The sequence below is a fragment of the Syntrophales bacterium genome (assembly GCA_035363115.1).
Lineage (GTDB): Bacteria > Desulfobacterota > Syntrophia > Syntrophales > PHBD01 > PHBD01.
Genome location: DAOSEM010000001.1, coordinates 101,130 through 126,967, shown reverse-complemented (window position 1 = coordinate 126,967; position 25,838 = coordinate 101,130). Strand labels below are relative to the sequence as shown.

Annotated in this window: 25 protein-coding genes; 6 read left to right on the top strand and 19 right to left on the bottom strand. The window is 64.4% G+C overall.

Features of this window, described 5'->3' with window-relative positions; all coding sequences use genetic code 11:
* Nucleotides 1–68: 68 nt before the first annotated feature.
* The 9 genes from PLO63_00570 to PLO63_00530 all read right to left on the bottom strand — a co-directional run bounded on the left by PLO63_00570 (nt 69) and on the right by PLO63_00530 (nt 8,803).
* Nucleotides 69–776 carry a 2Fe-2S iron-sulfur cluster-binding protein gene (locus PLO63_00570; GenBank protein HOI72611.1) on the bottom strand — a complete coding sequence of 236 codons (708 nt, stop codon included), beginning with the start codon at nt 774–776 and terminating at the stop codon, nt 69–71.
* A 63-nt stretch (nt 777–839) separates the two neighbouring features.
* Nucleotides 840–2,759: an FAD-dependent oxidoreductase gene (locus PLO63_00565; protein HOI72610.1), complete on the bottom strand. Its 1,920-nt coding sequence runs from the start codon at nt 2,757–2,759 to the stop codon at nt 840–842.
* Between the two features lie 61 nt (nt 2,760–2,820).
* Nucleotides 2,821–3,816, bottom strand: coding sequence for a pyruvate synthase subunit PorB (gene porB / locus PLO63_00560; protein HOI72609.1), 996 nt, complete (start codon nt 3,814–3,816; stop codon nt 2,821–2,823).
* A gap of 1 nt (nt 3,817) precedes the next feature.
* A complete protein-coding gene (locus PLO63_00555; GenBank protein ID HOI72608.1) occupies nt 3,818–4,987 on the bottom strand; it encodes a transketolase C-terminal domain-containing protein in 1,170 nt (389 codons plus the stop codon).
* Entirely contained in the window at nt 4,984–5,277 is a 294-nt protein-coding gene (locus tag PLO63_00550) for a 4Fe-4S binding protein (protein HOI72607.1), read from the bottom strand. Before PLO63_00550 ends, PLO63_00555 begins: the two co-directional genes overlap by 4 nt.
* Before the next feature lie 63 nt (nt 5,278–5,340).
* A complete protein-coding gene (locus tag PLO63_00545) occupies nt 5,341–5,898 on the bottom strand; it encodes a 2-oxoacid:acceptor oxidoreductase family protein (protein ID HOI72606.1) in 558 nt (185 codons plus the stop codon).
* Nucleotides 5,899–6,123: 225 nt separating this feature from the next.
* On the bottom strand, nt 6,124–6,882 hold the full coding sequence (locus PLO63_00540; GenBank protein ID HOI72605.1) for a sulfite exporter TauE/SafE family protein: 759 nt from the start codon (nt 6,880–6,882) through the stop codon (nt 6,124–6,126).
* A gap of 60 nt (nt 6,883–6,942) precedes the next feature.
* A complete protein-coding gene (gene nth / locus PLO63_00535) occupies nt 6,943–7,599 on the bottom strand; it encodes an endonuclease III (protein HOI72604.1) in 657 nt (218 codons plus the stop codon).
* 361 nt (nt 7,600–7,960) lie between these two features.
* Nucleotides 7,961–8,803, bottom strand: coding sequence for a formate dehydrogenase accessory protein FdhE (locus PLO63_00530; protein ID HOI72603.1), 843 nt, complete (start codon nt 8,801–8,803; stop codon nt 7,961–7,963).
* Between the two features lie 163 nt (nt 8,804–8,966).
* Between PLO63_00530 and PLO63_00525 the strand changes: the two genes are divergently transcribed.
* From PLO63_00525 to PLO63_00515, 3 genes are all read left to right on the top strand, one after another.
* Complete coding sequence (locus PLO63_00525) at nt 8,967–10,316, top strand: NAD(P)/FAD-dependent oxidoreductase (GenBank protein HOI72602.1); 1,350 nt, start codon at nt 8,967–8,969, stop codon at nt 10,314–10,316.
* Nucleotides 10,317–10,504: 188 nt separating this feature from the next.
* On the top strand, nt 10,505–12,301 hold the full coding sequence (locus PLO63_00520) for a long-chain fatty acid--CoA ligase (protein HOI72601.1): 1,797 nt from the start codon (nt 10,505–10,507) through the stop codon (nt 12,299–12,301).
* Between the two features lie 77 nt (nt 12,302–12,378).
* Nucleotides 12,379–12,564, top strand: a complete 186-nt coding sequence (locus PLO63_00515; GenBank protein HOI72600.1) for a hypothetical protein — start codon at nt 12,379–12,381, stop codon at nt 12,562–12,564.
* Between the two features lie 49 nt (nt 12,565–12,613).
* Here PLO63_00515 and PLO63_00510 read toward each other — a convergent pair whose 3' ends face one another.
* The 10 genes from PLO63_00510 to PLO63_00465 all read right to left on the bottom strand — a co-directional run bounded on the left by PLO63_00510 (nt 12,614) and on the right by PLO63_00465 (nt 23,129).
* Nucleotides 12,614–13,624 carry an NUDIX hydrolase gene (locus PLO63_00510; GenBank protein HOI72599.1) on the bottom strand — a complete coding sequence of 337 codons (1,011 nt, stop codon included), beginning with the start codon at nt 13,622–13,624 and terminating at the stop codon, nt 12,614–12,616.
* Nucleotides 13,621–14,478 carry a class I SAM-dependent methyltransferase gene (locus PLO63_00505; GenBank protein HOI72598.1) on the bottom strand — a complete coding sequence of 286 codons (858 nt, stop codon included), beginning with the start codon at nt 14,476–14,478 and terminating at the stop codon, nt 13,621–13,623. The genes PLO63_00510 and PLO63_00505 overlap by 4 nt, the downstream gene beginning before the upstream one ends.
* Nucleotides 14,475–15,623 carry a metallophosphoesterase gene (locus tag PLO63_00500; protein HOI72597.1) on the bottom strand — a complete coding sequence of 383 codons (1,149 nt, stop codon included), beginning with the start codon at nt 15,621–15,623 and terminating at the stop codon, nt 14,475–14,477. The genes PLO63_00505 and PLO63_00500 overlap by 4 nt, the downstream gene beginning before the upstream one ends.
* Nucleotides 15,620–16,333: an ABC-type transport auxiliary lipoprotein family protein gene (locus PLO63_00495; protein ID HOI72596.1), complete on the bottom strand. Its 714-nt coding sequence runs from the start codon at nt 16,331–16,333 to the stop codon at nt 15,620–15,622. The genes PLO63_00500 and PLO63_00495 overlap by 4 nt, the downstream gene beginning before the upstream one ends.
* Nucleotides 16,334–16,348: 15 nt before the next feature.
* Complete coding sequence (locus PLO63_00490) at nt 16,349–17,302, bottom strand: MlaD family protein (protein HOI72595.1); 954 nt, start codon at nt 17,300–17,302, stop codon at nt 16,349–16,351.
* Nucleotides 17,303–17,317: 15 nt separating this feature from the next.
* Nucleotides 17,318–18,106: an ATP-binding cassette domain-containing protein gene (locus tag PLO63_00485; protein ID HOI72594.1), complete on the bottom strand. Its 789-nt coding sequence runs from the start codon at nt 18,104–18,106 to the stop codon at nt 17,318–17,320.
* Nucleotides 18,107–18,128: 22 nt separating this feature from the next.
* On the bottom strand, nt 18,129–19,286 hold the full coding sequence (locus tag PLO63_00480; GenBank protein ID HOI72593.1) for an ABC transporter permease: 1,158 nt from the start codon (nt 19,284–19,286) through the stop codon (nt 18,129–18,131).
* A gap of 112 nt (nt 19,287–19,398) precedes the next feature.
* Nucleotides 19,399–21,084: a PAS domain S-box protein gene (locus tag PLO63_00475; GenBank protein ID HOI72592.1), complete on the bottom strand. Its 1,686-nt coding sequence runs from the start codon at nt 21,082–21,084 to the stop codon at nt 19,399–19,401.
* A 129-nt stretch (nt 21,085–21,213) separates the two neighbouring features.
* On the bottom strand, nt 21,214–21,870 hold the full coding sequence (nadD, locus tag PLO63_00470; GenBank protein HOI72591.1) for a nicotinate-nucleotide adenylyltransferase: 657 nt from the start codon (nt 21,868–21,870) through the stop codon (nt 21,214–21,216).
* Entirely contained in the window at nt 21,867–23,129 is a 1,263-nt protein-coding gene (locus tag PLO63_00465; GenBank protein ID HOI72590.1) for a glutamate-5-semialdehyde dehydrogenase, read from the bottom strand. Before PLO63_00465 ends, nadD begins: the two co-directional genes overlap by 4 nt.
* A gap of 308 nt (nt 23,130–23,437) precedes the next feature.
* Here PLO63_00465 and PLO63_00460 point away from each other — a divergent pair, with 308 nt between their 5' ends.
* From PLO63_00460 to PLO63_00450, 3 genes are all read left to right on the top strand, one after another.
* Nucleotides 23,438–24,508, top strand: a complete 1,071-nt coding sequence (locus PLO63_00460; GenBank protein HOI72589.1) for a hypothetical protein — start codon at nt 23,438–23,440, stop codon at nt 24,506–24,508.
* A gap of 50 nt (nt 24,509–24,558) precedes the next feature.
* Nucleotides 24,559–25,497 carry a radical SAM protein gene (locus PLO63_00455; protein ID HOI72588.1) on the top strand — a complete coding sequence of 313 codons (939 nt, stop codon included), beginning with the start codon at nt 24,559–24,561 and terminating at the stop codon, nt 25,495–25,497.
* A 62-nt stretch (nt 25,498–25,559) separates the two neighbouring features.
* Nucleotides 25,560–25,790, top strand: coding sequence for a DUF2905 domain-containing protein (locus tag PLO63_00450; GenBank protein HOI72587.1), 231 nt, complete (start codon nt 25,560–25,562; stop codon nt 25,788–25,790).
* Nucleotides 25,791–25,838 lie beyond the last annotated feature (48 nt).

Sequence of the window (25,838 nt, the reverse complement as noted above, 5' to 3'; positions counted from 1 at the left end):
TTAGGAAAAAAGCGGTCCCTTGTCAAGAGACGATTCGGTATCGGGAGAAATACCCGTTCCCGCTTGGTTTACCGGCAGCTGACGCAGGTTTTCAGCGCGCTCATCGGCACGCCGGTCTGCTTGCTGATGAAGGCCAACTGGTCTTCCGGCGCAAAGTAGCGGCCGCAGACGCTGCAGGTGGCCATCTTGAAGACCTTGTCCCAGATCATCCGGCGGTCGCCTGTGGTCTCCATGCGCACATAGCCCGTGGGGCAGATGAAGGCGCAGGATCCGCAGCCGATGCAGGCGTCCGTGATGAAGTCGATCTTCGGCTCGTCCAGGTCGCGGCCCAGCCCGCGGTCCGCGAAGGTCAGCGCGCAGGCGCCCACCACTTCCCGGCAGGCCCGGGCGCAGAGTCCGCAGAGGACGCAGTCTTTCGCGTCGGCCTTCTCGTCGGCTACGGCCACGCCGATCTGTTTGGCGATGTCCCGAACGGCCTTCGTCTTCGGATATTTCGAGTAAAGAAGCCGGGCCGCCAGGGCGCGCGCCTCGACGGCCTGCTCCGAGTTGGTCCGGACCTCCATGCCCTTCGTTACCGGCGTGTTGCAGGAGGTGGCAAGCTGCCACTTTCCGTTGGCCTTGACCTCCACCGTGCAGAGTCGGCAGGCCCCGAAGGGGCTCACTTCCTCGTGGTGGCAGAGGGTGGGCAGGATGATTCCCTGGCTCCGGACATTCTCAAGAACCGTCGAGTTCTCCTTGGCGTCTATCTTTCGCCCGTCAATCGTGATCGCAACCATTTGCTAACCTCTATTCTCGTGAATTCCAGCAAGTCCGTCCCGCCCGAAGGGGGAAGGAACCAGTTATTCCCACACCATCAGCCGATAGCAGCGCAGGCAGCGCGCCGCTTCCTTCATGGCGTCACCGGCCGACAGACCCGCCTCCACCTCGGAAAAGACCGCGGTGCGTTCCTTCGGGTTCAGAAGGGCCGCCTTGGCGGCGCCGGCCTTCGCGGTGAAGCCGCTGTCCCGCTGGGCTTTGGTGTCAAGACCCTTGAGCGACAGCTCGGGGGCGAAGGCTTTCCCAGCCAGGTAGGCGTCGATGCTCTTGGCCGCCTTGTTGCCGGCGTCGAGGGCCTCGATCAGGGTCGCCGGGCCGCTGACACAGTCGCCGCCGGAGAAGACCCCCGGGACGTTCGTCTGGAGCGTGGCCTCGTCTACCTTGATGGTGCCCCAGTCGGTCAGGCCGACCTTGCTCTTCCCGGACAGGAACGCTGTGTCGGGCTTCTGGCCCGTGGCGGCGATGATCAGGTCCGTCTTGACGACGAACTCGGACCCCTTGACCGGGATCGGGCGCCGCCGGCCGCTCGCGTCGGGCTCGCCCAGCTTCATCTTGAGGCACTCGACGCCCGTCAGCTTGCCGCCCTGCCGGACGATGTTCGCCGGGGCGACCAGGTAGGTGAACTTCACGCCCTCCTCCATGGCCTCCTCGATCTCCGTCGCGCTGGCGGGCATCTCCTTGCGGGAGCGCCGGTAGAGGATCTCCACTTCCTTGAATCCAAAGCGGACACAGCTCCGGGCGCAGTCGAGGGCGACGTTGCCGCCGCCGATGATGACGACCTTCTTCAGGGGGGTGACTTTTCCGCCCAGGCTCAGGTTCCGGAGGAACTCGGCGCCCTGGATGAAGCCGCCGTCCTGTACGTCCTCCCCGCCGCAGCCGACCTTCGTGCCCACGTGGGCGCCGACGGCCAGGTAGAGGGCTCCGTAGCCCTTCTTCTGCAGGTCCGCCCAGTCGAGGGGGCTGACGGGGCTGTTCAGCCGGACGTCCACGCCCGCGCGGCGGATGAGATCGATCTCGTGGTTGAGGATGTCTTTGGGGAGCCGGTAATCGGGGATGCCCACTGCCGCCATGCCGCCGGCCTTGGACAGGGCCTCGAACACCGTCACCGGGTAGCCCAGGGCGCGCAGGCGGTAAGCTGCCGCCAGACCCGCGGGTCCCGATCCCACCACGGCCACCTTCTGTTTCTTCTCCTCCTTCGGGGCCGCAAGGCCGCAGCCGCCGGCCTGGAGGTCAGCATCCGCGGCGCTCCGCTTCAGGAGCCGGATGGCCAGGGGCTCGTCGATATCGTTCCGCACGCAGGCGCTCTCGCAGGGATGCGTGCAGGCCCGGCCGATGACCCCAGGCAGGATGCACCGCTCCCGGATCAGGTCGAGGGAGTCGGCGAAGCGGCCGTTCCGGATCAGCTCGATGTAGCCGGGAATGTCCAGCGTGGCCGGACAGGCCTGCATGCAGGGGGCCGTTACGGCGACCGAGCAGGCCTTCTCTTCCAGCTTCCCGCCCTTGGCGAGGGCCAGGAAATCGCTCTTGTAGTGTTTGATCGCGTCGAGTACCGGCGTCAGGGCGGTAGCCCGGCCAAAATTGCACTTGCCGTTCTTCGCCACGCCCTTTGCGATCTCCTCGATCTCCCCGAGGGCTCCCTTGTCGGCCTTTCCGGCGGCCATGTCCTTCAGGAGCGCCGTCACCCGGTCGATGCCGATCATGCAGACGGAGCACTCACCGCAGGACAGCTTCCGGGCTTCCTTCAGGTAAGCCAGGGTCAGCGAGGGGATGTCCGCGTTCTTGTCCAGTACCACCAGGCCGTTCCATCCCATGAGGGCCGACATCTTCTGGCCTTCCTTGGGGACGGGACAACCGATGTCCGCCGCTCCGGCCTTGCCCTTGGGCTGGCCCTTGCGGCCGTCAATGATCTTTCCGTTCCAACTGCTGAATGCAACCGGTTTCATGTATGCCACCTTTGAAATGATTGACTTCCTTCACCCCGTCCGGGGCCGGAAGCTGCGATTCCTACCCTTTCAGTTCGTCCCAGGACTGGATGCACTCCACCTTGTTCATGAGCTTGGCGAATTCCAGGTTTACCCGATCCTGGAAATAGCCGACCTCTTCCTTGCTCAAGTGGCGGAACCGCCCCTGCAACTTCAGGTAATCCGTCACGGGCCGGAGCTTTTCCGGCTTCTCCACGGTCAGGCGGTACTTCCCGTTCTCCACTTCGTAGAGGGGGAAGATTCCCGTTTCCACCGCCAGGCGTCCCAGCTTGATGCAGTCCTTCGATTCGGCCCGCCAGCCCGTGGGGCATACGGCGAGGCAGTGGATGTAGGCGGGGCCTTTGACGGCCCGGGCCTTTTTGACCTTGTTCATGAAGTCGATGGGGTAACTGTGGCAGGCCGTGGCCACGTAGGGAACGTTGTGGGCCACCATGATCTCGGGCACGTTCTTCTTCCAGGTCCGGTTGCCCGGGCTGGCCGCACCCGCCGGGGCCGTCGTCGTGGAAGCGCCGAAGGGTGTCGCGCTGGAGCGCTGGATGCCCGTGTTCATGTAGGCCTCGTTGTCGAAGCAGACATACAGCATGTCGTGGCCCCGCTCCATGGCTCCCGAGAGGGCCTGGAGACCGATGTCCACGGTCCCGCCGTCGCCGCCGATGGCCACGGTTTTGATGTAGCGGTCGGGGATCCGCCCCTTCCGCCGGAGGACCTTCAGGCCCGTCTCAACGCCGGCGCCGACAGCCGCCGCGTTGGGGAAGGCCACGTGGATCCAGGGCAGCTTCCACGCCGTAGTGGGATACAGGGTCGAGATGACCTCCATGCAGCCCGTGGCGTTGGCGATGACCGTTTCCTTCCCGAGGGCCTTGCACATCAGGCGGATCGCCAGGGCCTCGCCGCATCCCTGGCAGGCCCGGTGGCCGCAGCTGAAATATTCTTCCCGGTCCACCAGTTTCCCGGCGAACAGGTCGAAGTTCGAAACCAATCCCGTCGCGTAATTGGGTGTAACCGTCAAGGTGCTCATCTTACTCCCTCACACCGTAGATTTGGTAAGCATCGCCGGACTTCCTGGCCTTGGGGGCTCCCTCGACCATCTTCATGAAGTCCTCCACGCGGACGTCTCTTCCGCCGAGGCCGATGATGTAATTGACGATCTCGGGCCGGTTCGGCTGATCGTACAGGGCGCCGCGGATCTCCGAGCAGACGGGGCCGCCGGGGCCGCCGTAGGAAACGGCCCGGTCGGTCACGACCAGCGTCTTCGCCCCCCGGACGGCCTTGCGGATTTCGTCGAAGGGGAAGGGCCGCCAGAGCTTCAGCTTCAGGAGCCCGACCTTCACGCCCTTCTTGCGCAACTCGTCGACGGCCATTTCCGCCGTCTCGCCCATGGAGCCCATGGTCAAAAGCAGGATTTCCGCGCCCGAGGTCTTGTAGGAGGCGACCGGCTCGTATTTCCGGCCGAACATCTTCTCCCATTCCTTCCAGATCTCGAGGATGACCTTCTTCGCGTTTACCGTGGCCACGTCCCGGGCCTTCACGGCTTCCGTGTAGATGTCCGGCAGCCCCAGGGTGCCCATGGAGAGGGGATGGTCCGGGTGCAGGGAGGCGAAGGGCTTGTAGGGCGGCAGGAACTTGTTGACCTGCGCCTGGGTGGGGAAGACGATGGGCTCCACCACGTGGGTGAGCTGGAACCCGTCCATGTTGACATTGATGGGCAGGAGGACATCGGGATGCTCGGCGATCTTGAAGGCCTGGATGAACATGTCCACCGCCTCCTGTCCGTTGTCGGCGAAGATGGACAGCCACCCGGAGTCGCGCTGCATGATGATGTCGCTGTGGTCGTTCCAGATGTTGATGGGGCCCGAGACGGCCCGGTTGCCGAGGCCCATGACCACGGGCAGCCGCATGGCCGGCGTGATGGGCAGGATCTCGTGCATGTACATCAGGCCCTGGGAGCTGGTGGCCGTGAAGGTCCGTGCTCCCGTCCCGGAGGCGCCCATGACGGCGCTCAGGGCCGAGTGCTCCGACTCGACGGTGATGTACTCGGCGTCGATTCTCCCGTCCGCGACGATATCGGCCAGGTGCTCGGCGATGTGCGTGTTCGGGGTGATGGGATAACAGGCGGCCACGTCGATGTTGCAGAGGGCGACCGCTTCCGCTGCGGCGACCGCCACTTCCATTCCAACGGGTTTTGTCATGACTCGTGACCCTCCTCGATCATGCTGATGGCGGACGGCCAGCATTCGTGGGCGCAGATGCCGCAGCCCTTGCAGTAATCCAGGTCAGCCGCGAAAAATCCGTCGGGTCCCTCCTGGACACATCCTTCGGGACAGAAGATATAGCAGACCCCGCACTTGATGCATTTGCTGTTGTCCCACACCGGTTTCAGGGAACGCCAGGGTCCCGTCTTGAAGGAACGGGCGTTGCCCGGCTCGAAAACGATCCCTCCGGTGTTATATTCCTTCCATGTTTCCGGCCACTTCTTCATGTTAGCAACCTCTCTTGTCACGCTTCCCCGGGGGAAGCGGGCATGGTTTCATCCGTCAATGAATCAGCTGAGCTTGACTTCGTCGTAGGCGCGCTTGAGGGCCTTCAGGTTCTTCTGGGCGATCCGGCCGAACCTGTGCTCCACCGGCTCCTTGAGGGCGTCCAGCTTGACCACGTTCGTCACCTTCAGGAGCGCTCCCAGCATGGTGGTGTTCGTGATGGGTACGCCCAGCTCGCTCCAGGCGATCCCCGTGGCATCCACCGTGGCGATCTTCCCGTCGAAGGCGGCGTTCTTTTTCTTCAGGAGGTCCCGTACCTCGCCGGCCTTTTTCGCCGTATTGACGATCAGGGTCCCGCTCGTCTTCAGACCGGCTACAACGGCCGGACCGACCTGGCTCTCGTCGAGAACCACCGATACATCGGGATTGTAAATGCGGGATCGGATTTTGATCTGCTTGGTGTCCACCCGGTTGAACGCCTCCACCGGCGCCCCTCGTCGTTCGGGGCCGAAGCTCGGGAAGCCCTGGGCGAACTTGCCTTCGTCGATTGCCGCCATGGCCAGGAGCTCCACGGACGTCACCGCTCCCTGGCCCCCCCTTCCATGCCATCGGATTTCCAACATGTGCTCTTTCTCCCTCGTGGATTATCCTCTTGTGGATACTTTCGCCGCTGAACCCGTCAGGGGCGCGGCCTCCCCCCCCTTTGAAACCGGCGATTTGGTATCTTAAATCCGGAGAACCTGTCAATGAAATTTTCAAAACCCGCGCCAGTCCTGCAACAGCGGCGCCCCATTTTTCTGTAACCGGTCAGTCCATGAATTTTACAGGCATATCCCGCGGCCGATCTCTCAGTCGTCCGGGCAGGCGGGAGCGGCCTTGCGGAAGTACCGGATTCCCGTCACGATGAGAACGGCGGCGAAGACAACCCGGAGGATGTGCTCCGGCAGAAAGGCAGCCGCCATGCCGCCCGCCACCGTTCCGATGAGGATTCCCGGGATGAGCCCCGGTAGAACGGCTTTCTTGACGCTTCCGAGGCTCCAGTGGGTCCAGGCCCCGATGGCACTGAGCGGAATCATGGCGAGAAGCGAGCTGCCCTGGGCCGATTGCTGCTCGAACCCCGCCAGGAGAACCATGAAGGCGATCATGAACGCCCCGCCGCCCACGCCCATCAACCCCGACAGGAATCCCGTGACGGCCCCGCCGGCAAGGAGAACGGCGACCCAGGTCCAGTCCCTTGCGGAGGCCGCCGTCACCGTGAATAGCCAGGGCCTGGCCAAAAGAAGAAGGGACGTGAAGACCAGGAAAAGACCGAAGACCAGCCGGAGATTCCGCTCGGGCATGGTCCTGCAGAGCCGGGCCCCCGCGCGGACGGGCCAGAACGCCCCCGCCGCCAGGAGCAGGGCCGCCGTCCAGTCCACGTGGTCGAACCAGGCGTAGGTGGCCGCGCCGGCGATCCCGGTGAAGACAACCGCCACGAGGCTGGTGCCGTGGCAGACGTGCTGGGGCAGTTTCAGGAACCGGCCCATCAGCGGGATCATCAGGACGCCGCCGCCCATCCCGACCATGCCGCCGAAGACACCGGAAACCAGGCCGATCCAGAAGCTCATGCCAGCCGCCGCCTTTTCATGTTTTCTCCGGAATCCGTTGCCGCGCGGGCCTTCCGGCCGTCAGCGGCTTCTCGATACGCCAACCCGGTCGCAGAACGGGCCGACGGGACAGCGGGTGCAGAGGGGCGAGACGGGCTTGCAGACGGTCCTGCCGAAGGCCACCATCAGCGTGTTGTAGCGGCTCCACCAGCGGACGGGAAGCTTCGCCCGGAGGGCCGTCTCCGTTTCTCCCGGTGTCTTCGTCAGCACGTAGCCCAGCCGGTTCGAGATCCGGTGGACGTGGGTGTCCACGCAGATGCCGTCTATCCCGTATCCCAGCGAGAGGACCAGGTTCGCGGTCTTCCGGCCGACGCCCTTGAGGCTCAGGAGATCCTCCATCGTGTCGGGCACCCGCCCCCCGAACCGGTCGATCAGGTCCCGGCAGACGGTGTGAATCGTCCGCGCCTTCGTCCGGTAAAAGCCGACGGGAAAGACGGTCCGGGCAATGGTCTCCTCGGGAAGGGCCAGCATCTTCGCGGGCGTGTCGGCCAGCCGGAAGAGGCGCTCGGAGGCCTCCGCGGTCACCTCGTCTTTCGTGCGGAGGCTGAGGAGGGTGGAAATGAGAAGCAGGAAGGGGTCGGCGTGATCGTCGGCGAGGGCGGAGACGATGGGCATGTCCCAGCCGGGAAGGTTCTTCTCCAGGATGGCGAGGATTTTCGTGATGGCCCGATCGTTCACGGGAGGCTCCACTTGAAAGGGGGCAGATTTGAAATCTGCCCCCCTTTTTTTTTCACGACGCAGCCTGCGCGCATTATCCAGGGTCGCTACTCTCCACCCAAGCGGCTTTGCAAATTGGCCGCAGGCGAGGCGTGCGGATCACGAGGAGTGAGGCGTACCCCTGCGTACGCCGCAGCGACGAAGGATCCGACACAACGAAGCATCCGGCCAATTTCCAAAGCCGCTACGCTTCACCCCAAGCGACCCTGCAAAATGCGCGCAGGCAAGGCGCGCGAGTCGCGAGGAGGGAGGCGTACCCCTGTGTACGCCGCACCGACGAGAGGCGATGCGCAACGCAGCATCCGCGCATTTTCCAGGGTCGCTACTCGTAGCCTTCCTCGTTGGCCAGTATGTCCAAATGGAGAGTCGCAATATCCTCCACGTCCAGGTTGGCCTCCTTCTTCAGCTCGCGGAAGTCCACCATCTTGATGTAGCGCTTGCAGACGTTGCAGACGTCGACCCGGTAGCGCTCCTCCCCCTCGACGGTGAAGTAGGCAAGGCTGTCGTGCTCCTCGTTTCCGCAGAAGGGGCACTTGATGCGGCGGAAATTCCACTCGTAGCCGCACTGGCTGCAGAAAAGGTAGCGGAACCCCTCCTCCTGCCGGATCTCGCCGATCTTGGGCTCCTTGCCGCAGACGGGGCAATAGCCTTCCGTCCAGTTGGCGGCGGCGATCCGGCTTCCGTAGCGGGCGGCCAGCCGGGAGAGGAACGGGCGGAGGCTCTCCTCCAGGAACAGGTCGATGAGATCGAAGGTCTCGCTGTCCGCCCCCTCTTCTTCGCCCTGATCCTCGTCGGCATCGTCCGGGGCAAAGGAGCGGTGGATCAGGTCCTCGAAATCGATCTCGCCCTCCCGGATCCTCTGGGCAACGTCCCCCGTCTCCCCCGGAACGCGCCGTTCGGCGATCTCGAGGAGTTCGAGGAAGTATTCCTTCGGCTTGGAAAGATCATACGTGCCGCCGAGCACGTCCACCAGGGGGAATCCCCCCTCGATTTTGGACTCGACAAGCCGCTCGTCCAGGGAGAAGGTCCCTTCGTCCACCTGCTGGAGATACTTTTCCCGGAGGATGAGGATATCTCCGAGGATGTCCAGGAGCTCCTCGTAGTGAGGCGACTCCTTCTTATATTCCTCAATGGTTTTAAGTGCTTCTTTCAGTTTTTGCGGCATGTGCCGGGTCCTTTCCGAGATTTCGTTGAGCGGTGTATATAACCTTTCCCCCGGGAGTTCAAGAAAAGTTCCCGCGTGAGATTTCAAGGAGATAGGCTTTCTGCGGCATCGTTGACCGGACCCGGCGGGAATGGTAGGAAGCCTATATGAAAGGACGGGTGGAATGAAGAAGAAGGAGCGGGAGGAGCCTCCGGAGGAGCAGCCCATCGTCGTGGTCGGAGCCGGCGCGGGAGGAATGATGGCGGCAGGCCGGGCGGCCGAATGCGGCCGGGCGGTCCTGCTCCTGGAAAAGACGGACCGGCCGGGAAAAAAGATCCTGGTCAGCGGCAAGGGCCGCTGCAATCTGTCGAACACGAGGGAGATCGGGGACTTCATCGCCATGTTCGGGGAGAACGGGCCTTTTCTCCACGGCGTCTTCCGGCGCTTCTTCCGAGAGGAGCTGCTGGATCTCCTGGGGCGCTTCGGCATCGAGACCAAGAGCGAGCGGGGAGGGAGAATCTTCCCCGCCTCCGACTGCGCCGCCGACGTCGTGGAGGCCCTCCGCCGGTACCTGTCCGCGGGGGGCGTACAGGTCCGGACCCGCACCCGGGTCTCCGGGCTGCGCCTGGAAGGCCGCCGCGTGACCGGCGTCGAGACGGAGGCGGGATGGACCCCCGCCCGGGCCGTCATCCTGGCGGCCGGCGGATCCACCTGGCCGGCCACGGGATCCACCGGCGACGGCTATGCCATGGCCCGTGCCGCCGGCCACACCCTCGTCCCGCTCCGTCCCGCCCTGGTGCCCCTTGTCGTCGAGGAGACCGACACCGCCCGGTCCATGCAGGGCGTCAGCCTCCGAAACGTGCGGCTCACCGCGTACACCTGCCGGGCCGGCGAGATCCGGGAGGAGCGGAACCCGACCCGGGACATCGGAAGGGGCATCCCGGGGAAAAAGCCGTCCGGGCGGATCATCGAGAGCCGCATGGGCGAGATGATGCTGACCCACTTCGGGATCGGCGGACCCGTCACGCTGCTCATGAGCCTGGCCGTGGTGGACGCCCTGAAGCAGGGTCCCGTCTCGGTGGCCGTCGATTTCAAGCCCGCCCTGACCCGGGAGCAGCTCCGGGACCGCCTCCAGCGCGACCTGGACCGCCATGGAAAGAGATCGGCCGCCCGGATCCTGGAGGGGCTCCTGCCCCGGAAGGCCGTCGGGGCCTTCCTCGAGCGGTGGGGAATCGCCCCGGACAGGCAGGCAGGCCAGGTGACGGCGGCGGAACGGGACGCACTCCTGGGCCTCCTGAAGTCGTTCCGCTTCAACATCCGCAGCTCCCTCCCCATGTCCGCCGCCATCGTCACCGCCGGGGGCGTCTCCCTCCGGGAAGTGGATCCCCGGACCATGGCCTCCCGGCTCGTGGAGGGGCTTTTCTTCTGCGGCGAGATCCTGGACCTGGACGCCGACACGGGGGGATACAACCTCCAGGCCGCCTTCTCCACGGGATACGTGGCCGGAGAGTCAGCGGCAAGCGCAACCTTTTGATATTATTCCCGAGTCAACGAGACAACAATTTATTGTCAAAACGCCGGGAAACGGTTATAGGCGGGTGCCGGGACGCTGGACGTGCCCGGAAACATGTCGGGAAAATCCGATTGTCAGCCGAAGACGCGATGCGCAGCAGGGGGGGACGGGCGCAATCGCGGAAGATATATGGATGCAAGGAGAGAGCCATGTACAAATATGACAAACCGGATAACCTCGTGGAGCTGATTGAGGAAAGCGTCAAGAAGTATGCGGGAAACCGCATGTTCGGAACGAAGAACAAGGAAGGGGTCTACGAGTGGGTCACCTTCGGTGAGGTGGGACGCCGGGTGGACAACCTGCGGGGAGGCCTCGCCCAGATCGGCATCGGCAAGGGGGACGCCGTCGGGCTCATCGCCAACAACCGGGTGGAGTGGGTTGTGGCCGCCTTTGCCACGTACGGCCTCGGGGGTCGGTTCATCCCGATGTATGAGGCGGAGCTCCTCCACATCTGGAAGTACATCATCGCCGACAGCCAGGTGAAGGTCCTGTTCGTCTCCAAGCCGGAGATCTACGAGAAGATCAAGAATTTCCCGAACGAGATCTCGTCCCTCCAGAGCGTCTATCTCATCGAGGGCACCGGAGAGGGGACCATGGAGGCCCTGGAGCGGATCGGGGAGAAGAACCCCATTCCCTCGATCCGGCCCAAACCGGAAGACGTGGCCGTCCTGATCTACACCTCCGGCACGACAGGAGACCCGAAGGGGGTCCTTCTGACCCACGGAAACTTCACGACCAACTTCCAGGCCGGCATCGCCAAGTACCCCGAACTGGGCGAGAAGGACGTGACGCTCGCCATTCTCCCCTGGGCACACTCCTACGGCCAGACGGGCGAGCTGTACGCCATGATCCATATGGGAGCCTCCATGGGCCTGGCGGAAAGCCCCGTCACCATCGCGCAGGACATCCTGGCGGTCAAGCCGACCTGGCTCGTTGCAGTTCCCCGCGTTTTCAACCGCATCTATGACGGCATCACGACGAAGATGCGGGAGGAGGGCGGCCTCGCGAAGGCCCTCTTCGACATGGGTGTGGCGTCGGCGAAGAAGAAGAGGGAGCTGGCGGCCCAGGGAAAGTCCGATTTCCTGACGAACGTCAAGTTCGCCATCGCCGACAAGATCGTCTTCTCCAAGATCCGCGAAAAGCTGGGCGGCCGGCTGAAGGGCTCCATGACCGCCAGCGCCGCCATGAACGTGGACATCGCCTACTTCTTCTACGACATCGGCGTCCCCGTCTACGACTGCTACGGCATGACGGAGACATCCCCGGCGATCGCCATGAATGCCTCCTACGCCTTCCGCTTCGGGAGTGTCGGCCAGGCCATCGACAAGGTGAAGATCGTCATCGACTCCTCCGTTGTGGAGCCGGGGGCGACGGACGGAGAGATCATCGCCTACGGGCCCAACGTCATGAAGGGCTACCACAACAAGCCCGACGCCACCCGGGAGGTCCTGATGCCGGACGGGGGGCTCCGGACGGGCGACCGCGGCCGCCTCGACAAGGACGGTTTCCTTTACATCACCGGGCGCATCAAGGAGCAGTTCAAGCTGGAGAACGGGAAATTCGTCTTCCCCGCGGCCCTGGAAGAGGACATCTGCCTCGTTCCCTGGGTGGCCAACTGCGTCATTTACGGTGAAAACCGGCCCTACAACGTTTGCCTCGTGGTTCCGGAAATCCCGGCCCTTCAACGCTGGGCGGAACAGAAGGGACTGCCGACGGAACCGAAAAGCCTTGTCGAAAACGCCGAGGTCAAAGCCTTTATCTCCGCGGAAATCACCGGCGCCCTGAAGGGAAAATACGGAGGGTACGAGATCCCGAAAAAATACCTCCTGCTGGAGGAAAACTTCACCCTGGAGAACGGGATGCTTACCCAGACGATGAAGCTCAAGCGACGGGTGGTCCTTAAGAAGTACATGGACGACATCGAGGCGCTGTACCGGGAAGGCTGATCATCCGGGATCGCCCGCGGCGGCAGGATCTCTCCCGCCGCGGGTGAAAGCCCTCCCGGGGCACGAGGCACATGAGCATGCCCGAATCGGAAGAAAAGGAAAAAACGCCCAAATCCGCCGAATCCACCACAACTCCGGATCCGGAAGAGGACTTCTGGAACTGCAAGGGCCGGTGCGGCTACACCCGCTGGTGCGCCGCCTGCATGGCGGAGCGGAAAAAGGCCGAGCTCGAAGAGGAGCGTCGCCGCCACAGCGAAATGTAGGGACGCGTTCCTGCTTTCCTTCCCGGAGGAAAATCAGGGAAGTATCCCTCTATTCATTTTTTCCCGACTCGTAGCCCTGGGTTGCGTGAAAGACGGCGCGGTCGAAGAAGATGACGATCCGCCGGTCCAGCTCCAGGGCCATGTAGATATCCAGCGTCTTCTGCCACATCCCCCGCGACAGGGCGAATTCCCAGAGGTGCTTCTTCACGAGGCTCAGCGAGCTCAGGACGTGGCTGAGCGGCACGCCCTCCCTCCTGCTCTGCCGTCCCAGGGCCGAGAAGAAATCCTTCACCTCCGCGTCCTCGCGGACGCCTCCCAGCCAGGCGCTGAAGCGGGACAGGATGTCGAGGACGCCCCCGAAAAGCCGCTCCCGGCCGAACAGGTGGTACCCGGCGGTGGTCCGGCTGGTCAGGGCCTCTTTCATCCACATGCGGGCGATCGATTCGGCGTTCTCCTCGATGACCTCGACGAGCCGGTCGGACAGCAGGTTCCGGCGTCCCTCCGCCGGCTCCTCCCCGACGGACTGGCGGAAGGAATCGACGATGGCCCAGTAGTCCGACTTGCTCCGGACAAAGGCCCCGATGGCCTTGCGGTTCGAAGGGAAGGCGATTCGCGGCAGCTCGTCCGGAGGATAGTACCGGACCGCCGTCGTATCGCTCCCGGGCCGCAGGATGCCGCCCGTCTGCTCCACCTCGAACGTCAGGAACAGAAGATCCCCGTAGAAGCGGCTCCGGTAGGAATCCACGTCCACCAGCCCCGCGATTTTCCCTTTGATCCCCGCTTCTTCCTCCAGCTCCCGGAGGACCGCCTCCTCGATGCTCTCCCCCGATTCGGCGAATCCCGTGGGAAGACACCACATCCCCCTGTAGGGGCGTTTTCCCCTCCGGACAAAGAGGATCCAGCGGTCCATCGTCACGATGGCCGAGACGACGGGGAGCGGGTTCTCATAGAAGAAACGGCCGCAGGGACGGCAGTAATCCCGGTCGGTTCCCTCATCGTCCCTCTCGCGGACGATTCCCCCCCCGCAGACATGGCAGTAATGCCTTCGCGGCGTGCTCATGTTCCGTCCTTTCGGGACCGTGGCTGCCGGCAGCGGAAGATCCGGTCGTTCTTGGACAGATGGATGCTTCCGGTGCTCCGGATCCAGCGCTTAAGCTCCTCCTCCAGAAGCTTTGTAACCTCCGGGACGGTGCGGGCGGTTCCGGTCAGAAGAAACGGGCTCTTGAAGTGGATGTACTGCAGGATCTGGGGGATGTCGGACGGCGGGAAAACCAGGGTGTTCCGGTAGTCCTGCGTCTCGACTTCCCCGAACCAGGGCGCCAGGAGATCCCGGCCGTTCTCCGCGGAAAACCGCGCCACGATGCTCTCCACGGGAAGACGTCCCCCCGGGAGGTCGCCCTGCCGCGTCAGCGTTCTCCGGATCAGGTCCGCCAGCTCCCCCATGTTGTTCCGGTCGTGGGTGATGACGACAAACAGGCCGCCCGGCCGCAGGATCCGGGCGATCCCGGGAATGACCTCGGGAAAGAAATACAGGGCGAAGGAGCACAGGACCAGGTCGAAGGACGCCTCCGGGAAGCTCCGGATCACCGGGACTCCCTCCGGGAGGAATCGTCCCCGAAGGCCCGCCCGGCCGCAGGCTTCGAGGAACGGCTCTTCGTAGGCCTCCACGATGTCCACCCCCGTAACGGCGGCTTCCGGCGCGACCCGCCCCCGCAGGGTCTCGGTGAAGGGGCCGAAGGCACACCCCAGCTCCAGGATGTCGCGGCAATCCAAAAGATCGAGTCCCTCCAGCGCGTAACGGCGGACATCCCGGCTGTTTGTCGAGTGGCTGCGGATGATCCCGGCAATGGCGCGATGGCCCGTCACATCCCTGAAAACGCTCTGGACCGCTTCCGGATCCGGCCGCTCGTTCACTTCGCTTCCTCCCGCCCGGGCCCGGGCACGAGATCGATCACGGTAATTTCAGGAGGCGCCAGAAACCGCATGGGCGGTCCCCAGGTCCCGGTCCCTCGGCTGACATGGAGAAGCCCTCCGCCGGGCAGCCGGTAATCCCCTGCATGATGGGAAAATGCCATCCTCGTGAAAAAACTGAAAGGGAAAATCTGTCCCTTGTGCGTATGTCCCGACAGCTGCAGGTCGAATCGGCCGGCCGTTGCGGAGCGGTTTTCCGGCCGGTGCCGGAGCAGAACGGTGAAAAGCCCGGGGTCGAGGCGATCGAGAACCGCCCGCTCGTCCACCGCCGGGGCCAGCCCGGCATGGATTCCCGTCGCGTCGTCCACACCGGCCAGGTTCAGGACCCCGCCCACGGTCTGCCCCTCTCCCCGGAGAACCGTGAACCCGGCTCCCTCGGTGAACGCAAGGGCCTGATCGAGGCCGGCGTAGAACTCATGGTTCCCCGTCACGGCAAACTTGCCGAGGGGCGGCCGGATCGCCCGGAGCCGCTCCATGGAATCCAGGAGGCTGTCGATCTGGCCGTCCACCAGGTCCCCCGTGGACACCACCAGGTCCGGACGGGCCTCCTCGACGGCCGCGGCGATGTGGCCGACGCGGTCCCCGGCGATGATGAACCCGACGTGGACGTCCGAGATCTGGACGATCCGCACCGGCCGGGAAACCTTGGCACTCGGAAGAACGATCCGCTCCGTTTGGAGGCGAGTCGCCTCCCAGGCGCTGTAGACGGAGAGCAGCACCGCCCCTCCCAGGGCCAGGAGCGCCGCGGGCCGGGCCCCGACCATCCAGGCGGACCGGTCCGCGCCCGTGACGACCGTCCCGAGCCGCATCACCCAGTTCCAGGCATCCAGGCCGGCCAGCAGGCATAAAGCGAAGAACAGAACCCCCATCCAGAGGAAACCGGTCCAGGATGCCAGGCAGGCTGCACGCTCCTGGCCGATCCGTTCGAGGAAGTGAACGGCCACCGGAAGGAGAACCATCATGGCCAGGAAAACGCCGAGTACCCCCTGTCCCGGTGCCGGCAGCGAAAACGCCCGCACCAGCCTGAGGAATACATAGACATGGCCCCCCCCGTAGACGAGGAGGTAGAGGACAAGAAACAGTATCATTCGCCGGTGGGCTTCTTATCTCCGGGCATCCCGGGTCCGGCATTCCGCCGGACCGCCGTGCTGGCGTCATGAATGATCTGACGGGACAGGAGGGCCATGGCGCGGCTCATTGCGGCGGCGAGGCCGCCGGCGCTCCGGCCTTCCACGGGAAGGGACGACTCGTATTTCTTCTGATACACGACCCGGTTCTGGACGTCGCTCTTGCTCATGTCCATCAGCGTCATCCGGAGCACGAGGAGCGAGCGGCGGCCGTCGGCGCCGCCGGTCTCGGAGAATTCCTCCACGGCGCCCTTGAGTACAAACCTTGCGTCCACGGGATCCCGCCACGTGAAGACAGCCTTGAAGAGCCCCGCGCTGCGCAGATCGCGGGCCAGGAAATCCGTGGCCAGGTCGGCCGGATTGACCCGCCAGCGATGGTAGGGATCCGCATAGTAGACATAGGGCTCCAGCCGGGAAATCATCAGGACGCCCCGGAGGGCCTCCGTGGCGGAAAAACGGTCCAGCTTGAGGACTTCGTCCAGAGGCGCCGTCCCTTCGAAGGCGGGCGGATCGTATTCAAGGGAATAATGATCCACCAGGAGGGCCGGCTTTGCACCGGCACAGCCCCAAAGCAATCCCGCCGCAAGAAGGACGACCGCCAGAACCCGCAATCCCGCTTTCATTCTCCCGGTCGCGCCGATGCGGGACCCTTTCTTCATCCTGTTCGTCATGTTCCGATTCCTCCCTCAGCGGAAACGTCGGGGCGGTGGAGGCTCCCCGAAGATCAGGTCCGAAGGATTGGCCTCCAGCCTCTGGAGCAGCGCGTCAAGATTTTCCGAGGCCCGGCGGATGTTCTCCCCGGCCAGTTCCATGTCCGTCGTGATCTGCCGCGTCTTGTGGTCGAGATCCGTCACCATGCCCTCGGTCCGCCGGGCCGTTTCGGCGAGATTCATCGCCTTGATCTCTTTCCGCACGTCATCGATCAGTCCGCGGGCATCCACAATGCCGTCCTTTGTTTCCTGGAACAGGGTCTTCGCGTCATCCAGGGCACCCTCCAGGTGCCCCGCGGAGACGAGCTGATCCACCTTGTCCAGCGTGTGATTGAGGTGCGCCGTCGTGGATTCCAGGTTCTCGAGGATGCGGTGGGTCTGCCTGCCCCCGAAGAACTCGCTGATGGACTTCTCCACCCGCTTCAGCTCGTTCGAGATCCCCGCCAGGTCGACTTCCTTGATCTTGGCGATGGTCATCTCCAGGCCGGACAGGATCAGCTTCTGCGCCGAGGCCTGGGAGGGGATGATGGGATAGGGCGGGGTGAAGTTGATCCGCGGCGTATCGACCCGCTCGCCCGTGGGAACCCGGTCCAGGTCCACGAAGACGATGCCCGTGAGGCCGGCGGACTTCAACTGGGCCACGGAGTCCTTCGCCTCCGAGGGCTTCAGGTCCACCTTCATGACCACCTCGATGAGGCGCCGGTCCTGGGCCACCTGGATGCTGTCGATGCGGCCGACGTCGACGCCGCGGTATTTCACCATGGAGTCCGGGGAAAGGCCCTGTACCGATTCGTCGAAATACGTCACGTACATATCGCCCTTCTGGAGGATCTTGGACGCCCCGATCCAGATGACCGTGGCGACGCCGATGGAAACCCCCAGGGTGATGAACAGACCGATCAGGAACTTGGGAGTCTTGATTCTGGCCATGGACGGAATGCCTCCCTATGCGGAAGAACCGCTCGTGCGATTGAAGAAATGGTACACCCGCGGATCGGACGTATCCTTCTGCAGGTCCCGGGGCCGCCCCTCCGCGATGATGCCGCGGGAGGACTTGTCGAGCATGACGGCCCGGGACGCGATCGTGAAGATCGACTCCAGCTCGTGGGTGACGACCACCATCGTCGTTCCCATGCCCTCGTTGATGCTCCTGACCATCATGTCCAGCTCCACCGACGTGACGGGATCCAGGCCGGCGGACATCTCGTCGAAGAACAGGATCGTCGGGTCCAGGGCCATGGCCCGGGCCAGGCCCGCGCGTTTCTTCATGCCCCCCGAGAGCTCCGCCGGCAGGTAATCCTCGTAGCCCGACAGGTTCACCATGGAGAGCTTCATCCGTACGACCTCGTCGATGATCGCCGGCGGGAGGTCCGTGTGCCCCTGGAGCGGGAGGGCCACGTTCTCGGCCAGGGTCATGGAGCCGATGAGGGCGCTCGACTGGAACAGGACGCCGATCTGCCGCTTGAACTCCTGCAGGGCGGCATCGTCGGCCGCGGCGATGTCCACGCCGTTGACCCGGACCCGTCCCGACGTCGGCCGATATAGCCCGATGAGGTATTTCAGCAGGGTCGACTTCCCGCAGCCGCTTCCCCCGACGATCGCGATGATCTCCCCGGGCTGCACCTGCATGCTGACGTTTTCCAGGACGACATGGTCCCCGTAGGCAGCCGTCAGGTTCTCGACCTCGATGACGGGCCCGGTCCCGTTAGCCGGTACCGCGGATGGATCGTTCATGTCAACCTTTCCCGGCACTCCCCTACGGCCGGATGTAGTGCAGCATGATGGCGAAGGCCGAATCCGCCACGATGATCAGGAATATGGCCGACACCACGGCGGAGGTCGCCGCCGCCCCGACCGCCTCCGCTCCTCCCCGGACCTGGAAGCCCCGGTAGCAGACGATGCCCGAGATCAGGAGGGAGAAGCACATGGCCTTGAACATGCTGGCGTTCATGTCGAAGATCCGGATGCTCTTGATGGTCTGGGTCATGTAGGCATGGACCGTGATGTCGAGTCCCGTCACACCGACGATCAGGCCGCCCAGAACTCCCAGCAGGTCCGCGTACAGGGTCAGGATGGGCACGACCACGAGGGCGGCGATCACTTTCGGGATCACCAGGAACTTGACGGGATCGAACCCCATGGTCGTCAGGGCGTCCACTTCCTCGTTGACCATCATGGTGCCGATCTCCGCCGCAAAGGCCGATCCGGAGCGGCCGGCCACGAGAATGGCCGTCATGATCGGCCCCAGCTCGCGCACGATGGAGATCGATACAAGGGAGGCCACGTAAATGTTGGCGCCGAACTGGCGAAGCTGAAGGGAGGCCATGAAGGCCATGATCAGGCCCAGGAGCAGGCTGATGAGCCCGACCACGGGCAGGCCCTCCACGCCGGCCCTTCTCATGTAGAACAGGACGGCGTTCCAGCGCACCGTGCGGGGATGGAAAAGGGCGTGGAGCAGGGCCAGGACGACCTCCCCGACAAACGTCATGAGGTCCGCGAAGGCATCGAGCAGGGACTCCGCCGTATCCGCAACCTTCGGGAAGAACCCCCCCGGCTTCTCCGCGGCCGCCTTCGTCACGGCAGGGGCGGATCTGCTTTCCACGAGCGACAGGATCCGCCGGGCATCCTCCCCGAGGCCCGCCAGCTCCAGGGGAATGGACCGGGCCGCGGCCAGCGTCCGGAGACGGCCGATGAAAAGGGCTCCGGCGCTGTCCATGTAACGGACCTGGGAGAGATCCACCCGGACGGCCGACGGCCGACGGCTCCCGAAAAACGCATCGGCTTCCGCGAGCAGCCGCTCCAGGTTCTCCAGGGCGAGCCGGCCCGACAGGGAAAGGGTACAGGCCTCCCCGGGTGTTCCCTCCGCGGCGAGGGTGAAACTCTGAGGCTTGTCCGGAACCTCTTTCTTGAACATGCGGCCGGAATCCCTCCGTTCGGAAACCGGTGAAACACGACGCAAAACGGCCCCGGAACGGAGGGGCGCCAGGTGAAGAGGACGGCGCCGCTCCGTCCGGGACCGTCACCGGTCACGCAAGGCTGGCAAGATGGGTGCGCAGGTTGGCCTTCTTTTTGTTCAGGCCCAGCTTCGCCCGGATATGATTCCGGTGCAGGTCGATCGCACTCCGGGAGACACTCATGATCCTGGCGATTTCCTTCGTGGTCTTCCCGCTGCGGATATAGTTCGCCACCTGGATTTCCTTCGGCGTGAAGTTCAGGTACTGGGAGGTCAGCGTCCGGAGGAAGGGCGACATGATGTCCTCCAGGTTCGTCTCGATGATGTCCACGTACGCCTTCTGCGCGCCGTCCAAGGAGGTGCTCTGCATTTTCTTCACGTAGGGCAGCACCAGTTCGCGGACATTGGCGAGGACCTTCGATTCCACCTCTCCCTGGCTTTCCTGCTTGTGCTTCAGGAGGACGCGCAGGGCCTCGTTGACCTCCTCCAGGCGCCGGGTCGTCTCCTCCAGGGCCTTCTCCCTCTCCAGGAGCGCCTGGACCGCCTGCTTCCGCTCCGTGATGTCCAGGAGGGAGCACACGACGAGCCGGGTCTCGGGGATGGCGGAGATCACAAGAAAAACATCCCGCATCCCGCCCGATTTGTCCTTCAGGGAGAATTCCGTGTGGAAAGGCCCCCTGGCCGGATCTTCCAGGATTTCACGCTGCAGGCTCACCAGCCGCTCCAGGTCGGCGCTCTCGATCAGGTCGTCGGCCCGGATCTTCCCGACGACGTCTTCCCGCCGGATTCCCGCGACCCTCTCGAACTCGCCGTTCAGGAGAACGATGTTCCGGTCTTCGTCGGCGATCATCATGATGGTGCCGGTGTTCTCGAAGATCGTGCGGTAGAGGTTCTCCGACTGGCGCAGGCTGTTCTCCGCCTTCTTGCGGTCCGTGATGTCCAGGAGCTTGACGACCGCCTGCTTCTGTCCCTTTGAGTCCGTCAGGACGGAAACCTTCGCCTCCACGTTGATCTGCCGGCCGTCGCTGCAGACAATCCTCGTTTCGTACTGGTCGACCACGTTCTCGCCGCGCTGGCGTCTCGTAAACCGATCCAGGGCAATGCGCCGGTCTTCCGGGACGATGAAATCGGTGAACGTCTTCCCGAGATTCTCCTCCCTGCTGTATCCGGTCATCCGGGACAGCTCGTCGTTCCCGTACTGGATGCGGCCGTCCCGGTCGATCACGCAGATCCCGTCGTGGGTGTGCTCGACGATGGAACGGTAGCGCTCCTCGCTCTCCCGAAGCTCGATCTCCGCCCTCTTCTGGTAGGAGATGTCGACCCCCACGCCCCGGAGCCCCCGGATGCCTTCCGCCGAGTGGATGGGGGACGCGAAGATGGCCACGGGAAAGGATGTTCCGTCTTTCCGGAGGAGGGCCGTCTGGGTGCCCTGGGCCTTCGATTTTCCCTTGAGCACCAGGTCGATCTCCCGCCTCATCCGCTCCCGGTCTTCCGGGATCACCGCCTCCCAGGCGGTCATTCCCTTATCGAAATCCTCCTGGTCGTAGCCGAGGAACGTGGTGATATGGCGGTTGAAGAAGGTGAAGCGGCCTTTCCGGTCCAGCTCGAAGACGACCTGCGGCAGGCACTCCGCCAGCTCCCGGTAGCGCTCCTCCCAGGATTGCACGGCCGGGCCGCCCCGCCCGAGGCCCTGCACTTTCTTTTTCAGCTCCGCCACTTCCTTCAGCAGCTCTTCCCTGGTTTTCTTCGCGCCTTCCATATCTCCTCCATTGCCGGTCCTTCGATACACCCACTCCGGCGGCCGGGCTACCCGCCCTGTCCGGAATCGCGGATCCATGCAGGACCTCATTTCCTGAAAAGAACGGGCTTCCGGTTCTTTCTTCCCGGGTCACAGGGATCTTGATTTGTACAGCTCGTTCTTGACGATGTAGCGGCGCACCGTGTCGGGAACCAGGTAGGCAATGGACTGCGAAGCCTTCGCCCGCTGGCGGATATTGCTGGAAGCGATATCGAGGAAGGTGACCTCCCGGAAGTAAATCATGTGCCCCGTCGGTCCCCGGTACGCGTCAAACTCCTCTTCGTAGGTGAAGCGGGAAGCGAAATCCTCCGGAAGGATCGTCGCGAGCCCCCTGTTTTCATAGCCCGGTCTGGTCATGACGACCATGTGGCACAGGAGGAGGAGCCTGTTCCAGTCCCGCCACGTCTGGATGGCGTGAAAGGCGTCCTGGCCCAGGATGAAGTAAAGCTCGAGGTCCTTGAGGTAGCGGCTCAGGAAATACTCGATGGTCTCCACCGAATAGGACTTTCCCTCCCGCTGGTTCTCCACGTCGGAAAAGGAAAAGGAGGGATTGTCCTCGATGGCGAGCCGGACCATCTGCTCCCGGTGGAAGAAGGGCGTGATCTCCGCCCCCAGCTTGTGCGGAGGCCGGGATGCGGGGACGAAGATGATCCGGTTCAGGTCGAACATCTCCAGGATCTCCTCGGCGCATCGCAGATGGCCCATGTGAATCGGATCGAAGGTTCCGCCTAACAGTCCCCACTTCATGTCCTCACCTGTCCGTCTCCGTAGATGATGAATTTCGTTGTCGTCAGCTCCTCCAGCCCCATGGGCCCGAAGGCGTGCAGCTTTGTCGTGCTGATGCCGATCTCGGCCCCGAGCCCCAGCTCGAACCCGTCACTGAAGCGGGTCGAGGCGTTCACCAGCACCGTCGAGGAGGAGACCTCCCGGAGAAAGCGCTGGGCGTTGGCGTAGTCCCGGGTCAGGATCGCCTCCGTGTGCAGGGAGCCGTAGCGCTCGATGTGGTCCATCGCCTCTTCGATCCCGTCCACCACGCGGACCGCGAGGATCAGGTCCAGGTACTCGGCGTGCCAGTCCTCTTCCCGGGCCTCTTCGGCGGAGGGAACGATCTCCCGCGTCCGGGGACACCCGCGGAGCCGCACGCCGGCGTCCTGCAGGACCCTGGCCGCCTCCGGGAGAAACGCCCCGGCGATCGCCTCGTGGACGAGGAGTGTCTCCATGGCATTGCAGACGCCCGGGCGCTGGGTCTTGGCGTTCATGCAGATTTTGACCGCCTCCCCGACGTCCGCGCCGGCGTCGACGAAGATGTGGCAGACGCCCTTGTAGTGCTTGATGACGGGGATCTTCGAATCCCGCACCACCGCCCGGATCAGGTCCTCCCCTCCCCGGGGGATGATCAGGTCGATGTACTCCTCCAGCTGGAGCATCTCGTAGACCGCCCGGCGGTCCGTCACGCCGATGACCTGCACCGCCGCCGGCGGCAGGCCCGACGTCTCCAGCACGTCCTGAAGGACCCGGGCGATGGCCAGGTTGGAGTCGATGGCCTCCGATCCGCCCCGCAGGATCACCGCATTGCCCGATTTCAGGCACAGGGCCGCCGCATCGACGGTCACGTTGGGGCGCGCCTCGTAGATGATGCCGATGACGCCCAGGGGGATCCGCATCCGCCCGACCAGCAGGCCGTTGGGGCGCCGCCACATGCCGGTGATCCGGCCGACCGGATCCGGCAGGGCCGCCACCTCCTCCAGCCCCCGGGCCATGCCCCGGATCGTCGCCGGGGTCAGCGTGAGGCGGTCGACCATGGCCTTGGACAGCCCCCGCTCCCGGGCCTTTGCGACGTCGCCGGCGTTCGCCTCCAGCAGGAACGCCTCCCGCTCCCGCAGGGCACCGGCCATGGCCAGGAGGGTGCGGTCCTTGCGATCGGACGGTACGCGCCCGAGGGCGGAAGCGGCCGCACGCGCCCTGACTGCCGTTTCGAGAATACTTTCCCTTATCTCCAATCCCACGCTCCCGAAGAGGATTCCCAGGAAGGTTTCCCTTTCCGCCACCTGCCGGCGAGGGAAATGTTGACAAAACCAAAGGAGATTTTGTATGAACCGACTGCCAGCCCAACCATCTCCGTATCTGCCGGCTGGGCCCGCAGGGGCCAAGCGGCAGGATCAACTTACAAAACGTACCGGACCGTGTCAAGAACGATATCATTATATCAGGTAATAACTAAAAGTGGCCCGGTCACCCGGAACGGGTGCACGATCCTGCGGCGGCCGTCGGATTCCGCACGTATGCGGTGCATCCCCCACCGGCAGGGAATCCCATGAACACCCTCCGGATCCGTGCGGGCCGCTCCGCCATGGCCCTGATCCGGGACGGCGGGTTTTCCCTGGACGCCGTCCGTTCCTACTACGGCCCCGCATCGGGTCCGCGCTGGCTCATCGTGTCCGGCTTCGACCGGACGCTCCTCTCCTCGGGGGTCCTGGGAAACCGGCACCCGGTCCTCCTGGCGGGATCCTCCGCCGGGGCCTGGCGCTTCGCCGCCTGGCTGCAGCCCGAGCCGGAAAAAAGCTACAATGCCCTCATCGAGTCCTACCTCACGGCCTCCTATCACCGGAAAGACTCGCCCCAGGACATCCTCAAGACCTTAGGCGGCATCATCAACACCTTCCTGGAGCGTGACGCCGTTCCCTTTGCCCTGGCCAACAAGAAATACCGCTTTGCCGTGTCCACGATGCGATGCCGCCCGCTGACCGCCTCGGAACGGCCCTGGATCCAGAAGGGCGGCTTCATGCTCAGCTACCTCATGAACATCGCCAGCCCGTCGACCCTGCACACCTTCGGCGAGCGGGTCATCTTCTACAACGGCCCCAAGCCTCCCTCGTTCTGCCTGCGGAGCGACTTCCGGGGGACCTTCATCCGGCTGAGCGCCACGAACTTCCGAGCCGCCGTCCTCGCATCCGGCGCCATCCCCGTCGTCGTCGCCGGCGTCCGGGACATCTTCGGCGCCCCGACCGGCATCTACCGGGACGGGGGATTCTTCGACTACCACCTGACCCACCGCTACACGGAGCGGGACGACGAGGTGACCCTCTTCTTCAACCACCAGGAGCGGATCATCCCCGGCTGGATGGACAAGAAGCGCATGAAGCGCAGGCCTTCCGAGGAGATCCTCGACAACGTCCTGATGGTGTACCCCTCCGAGGCCTTCGTCGAGGGTCTCCCGGGTGGGAAGGTGCCCGACCGGGACGACCTCACCGACCTGATCGACGACCCGGAGACCCGGATTCGCAACTGGTGGCAGACAGTCCGGCAGTCGGCCCACTTCGGGGAGGAATTCCTGGAGCTCGTCGAGAGCGGGCGGATCCGTGACGTGGTGGAGCCCATCTCCTGACGGCGGCCGCCCCCGCACCAATGTCCCGGCAACAGGCCTTTCCGCACCCCATGGAAGAAAATCTCCGCCGACTGAAGCAAATCCTCAAGCGCTGCGTCCTCTGTCCACGGCGCTGCGCCGTCGACCGGACGGGCGGCGAACGGGGTTTCTGCGGGCTCGCGGACCGTCCCGTCGTGGCCCGGGCACTGCCTCACCATGGAGAGGAGCCCCCCATCTCGGGATCCCGGGGCGCCGGCACGATCTTCCTGTCCTCCTGCAACCTGCGCTGCTCCTTCTGCCAGAACCACCAGATCAGCCATGAAACGGCAGGCCGGGAGGAGACGGCCGCCGGGCTGGCCCGGACCATGCTCCGCCTCCAGGAGGAGGGATGCCACAACATCGAGCCGGTGACGCCGACGCCTCACGCAGCGGGCATCCTGGAGGCCTGGCTGGCCGCCCGCCGGGACGGGCTGTCGGTTCCGCTGGTCTACAACTGCGGGGGATACGAGGATCCGGCGGTCCTCAGGCTCCTCGAGGGGATGGTGGACGTCTACCTCCCGGACTTCAAGTTCGGGGATCCCGCCCTGGGCACGAAGCTCACCGGGGTCCCCGATTACCCGGAGACGGCTCTCCGGGCCGTCGGCGAGATGATCCGGCAGGTCGGAGACACCCTGGAGACGGACGGCTCCCTGGCGAGGAGGGGCCTCCTCGTCCGGCACCTGATCCTCCCCGGCAACACCGCCAACAGCAGGGCGGCCCTCGATCTTCTCCGGCGGCGGCTCGGCTCTTCGGTCCCCCTCAGCCTGATGTCCCAGTACACCCCCGTCAACCCGGTCAGGCTGGAGCCGGATCTGAGCCGGCGGGTGACGCCGGAGGAGTACGAGTCCGTCGTGGATTACGCCCTTGACCTGGGTTTTGAAGAACTCTATGTTCAGGCCGTGGACGAGCGGGAGATCGTCCCGGACTTCCGGCGGGAGGATCCTTTCCGCTGGCCCGGGAGCGGCGGCTGAAAGACCGGCCCCCTCCCGCCCCTCGCGCGACACCCCGAATCCACCCTCATCCGGAGCGGCACATGGCGGATCTTTCCGGCATCGGGAAAATGCTCATCGTCTTCGGCCTGGTCCTCGCAGGCGTCGGCCTTCTTTTCGTCCTGGGGGGAAAGGGATTCCTCTCCTGGTTCGGACGCCTGCCCGGGGATTTTTCCTGGCGGGGCCGGAACGTTCACATCCATGTCCCCCTGGCAACCAGCCTCCTGGTCAGCTTGGTCCTGAGTCTCCTTTGGATCTTCCTGAACCGGAAGTAAGGAAAAAGAATTTGCAATTCCGCCGTGTTTGTACTACCAAAACGGCCC

Bases quoted from the DNA above. Each gene is read 5' to 3' on its own strand.
- PLO63_00475 (HOI72592.1), bottom strand. From the start codon at position 21,084: ATGGAAGGCGCGAAGAAAACCAGGGAAGAGCTGCTGAAGGAAGTGGCG.
- PLO63_00510 (HOI72599.1), bottom strand. From the start codon at position 13,624: ATGAGCACGCCGCGAAGGCATTACTGCCATGTCTGCGGGGGGGGAATC.
- PLO63_00525 (HOI72602.1), top strand. From the start codon at position 8,967: ATGAAGAAGAAGGAGCGGGAGGAGCCTCCGGAGGAGCAGCCCATCGTC.
- PLO63_00545 (HOI72606.1), bottom strand. From the start codon at position 5,898: ATGTTGGAAATCCGATGGCATGGAAGGGGGGGCCAGGGAGCGGTGACG.
- PLO63_00480 (HOI72593.1), bottom strand. From the start codon at position 19,286: ATGTTCAAGAAAGAGGTTCCGGACAAGCCTCAGAGTTTCACCCTCGCC.
- porB (HOI72609.1), bottom strand. From the start codon at position 3,816: ATGAGCACCTTGACGGTTACACCCAATTACGCGACGGGATTGGTTTCG.
- PLO63_00565 (HOI72610.1), bottom strand. From the start codon at position 2,759: ATGAAACCGGTTGCATTCAGCAGTTGGAACGGAAAGATCATTGACGGC.
- PLO63_00500 (HOI72597.1), bottom strand. From the start codon at position 15,623: ATGATACTGTTTCTTGTCCTCTACCTCCTCGTCTACGGGGGGGGCCAT.
- PLO63_00485 (HOI72594.1), bottom strand. From the start codon at position 18,106: ATGAACGATCCATCCGCGGTACCGGCTAACGGGACCGGGCCCGTCATC.
- PLO63_00515 (HOI72600.1), top strand. From the start codon at position 12,379: ATGCCCGAATCGGAAGAAAAGGAAAAAACGCCCAAATCCGCCGAATCC.
- PLO63_00490 (HOI72595.1), bottom strand. From the start codon at position 17,302: ATGGCCAGAATCAAGACTCCCAAGTTCCTGATCGGTCTGTTCATCACC.
- PLO63_00550 (HOI72607.1), bottom strand. From the start codon at position 5,277: ATGAAGAAGTGGCCGGAAACATGGAAGGAATATAACACCGGAGGGATC.
- PLO63_00450 (HOI72587.1), top strand. From the start codon at position 25,560: ATGGCGGATCTTTCCGGCATCGGGAAAATGCTCATCGTCTTCGGCCTG.
- PLO63_00530 (HOI72603.1), bottom strand. From the start codon at position 8,803: ATGCCGCAAAAACTGAAAGAAGCACTTAAAACCATTGAGGAATATAAG.
- PLO63_00495 (HOI72596.1), bottom strand. From the start codon at position 16,333: ATGACGAACAGGATGAAGAAAGGGTCCCGCATCGGCGCGACCGGGAGA.
- PLO63_00520 (HOI72601.1), top strand. From the start codon at position 10,505: ATGTACAAATATGACAAACCGGATAACCTCGTGGAGCTGATTGAGGAA.
- PLO63_00455 (HOI72588.1), top strand. From the start codon at position 24,559: ATGGAAGAAAATCTCCGCCGACTGAAGCAAATCCTCAAGCGCTGCGTC.
- PLO63_00460 (HOI72589.1), top strand. From the start codon at position 23,438: ATGAACACCCTCCGGATCCGTGCGGGCCGCTCCGCCATGGCCCTGATC.
- PLO63_00540 (HOI72605.1), bottom strand. From the start codon at position 6,882: ATGAGCTTCTGGATCGGCCTGGTTTCCGGTGTCTTCGGCGGCATGGTC.
- PLO63_00555 (HOI72608.1), bottom strand. From the start codon at position 4,987: ATGACAAAACCCGTTGGAATGGAAGTGGCGGTCGCCGCAGCGGAAGCG.
- nadD (HOI72591.1), bottom strand. From the start codon at position 21,870: ATGAAGTGGGGACTGTTAGGCGGAACCTTCGATCCGATTCACATGGGC.
- PLO63_00570 (HOI72611.1), bottom strand. From the start codon at position 776: ATGGTTGCGATCACGATTGACGGGCGAAAGATAGACGCCAAGGAGAAC.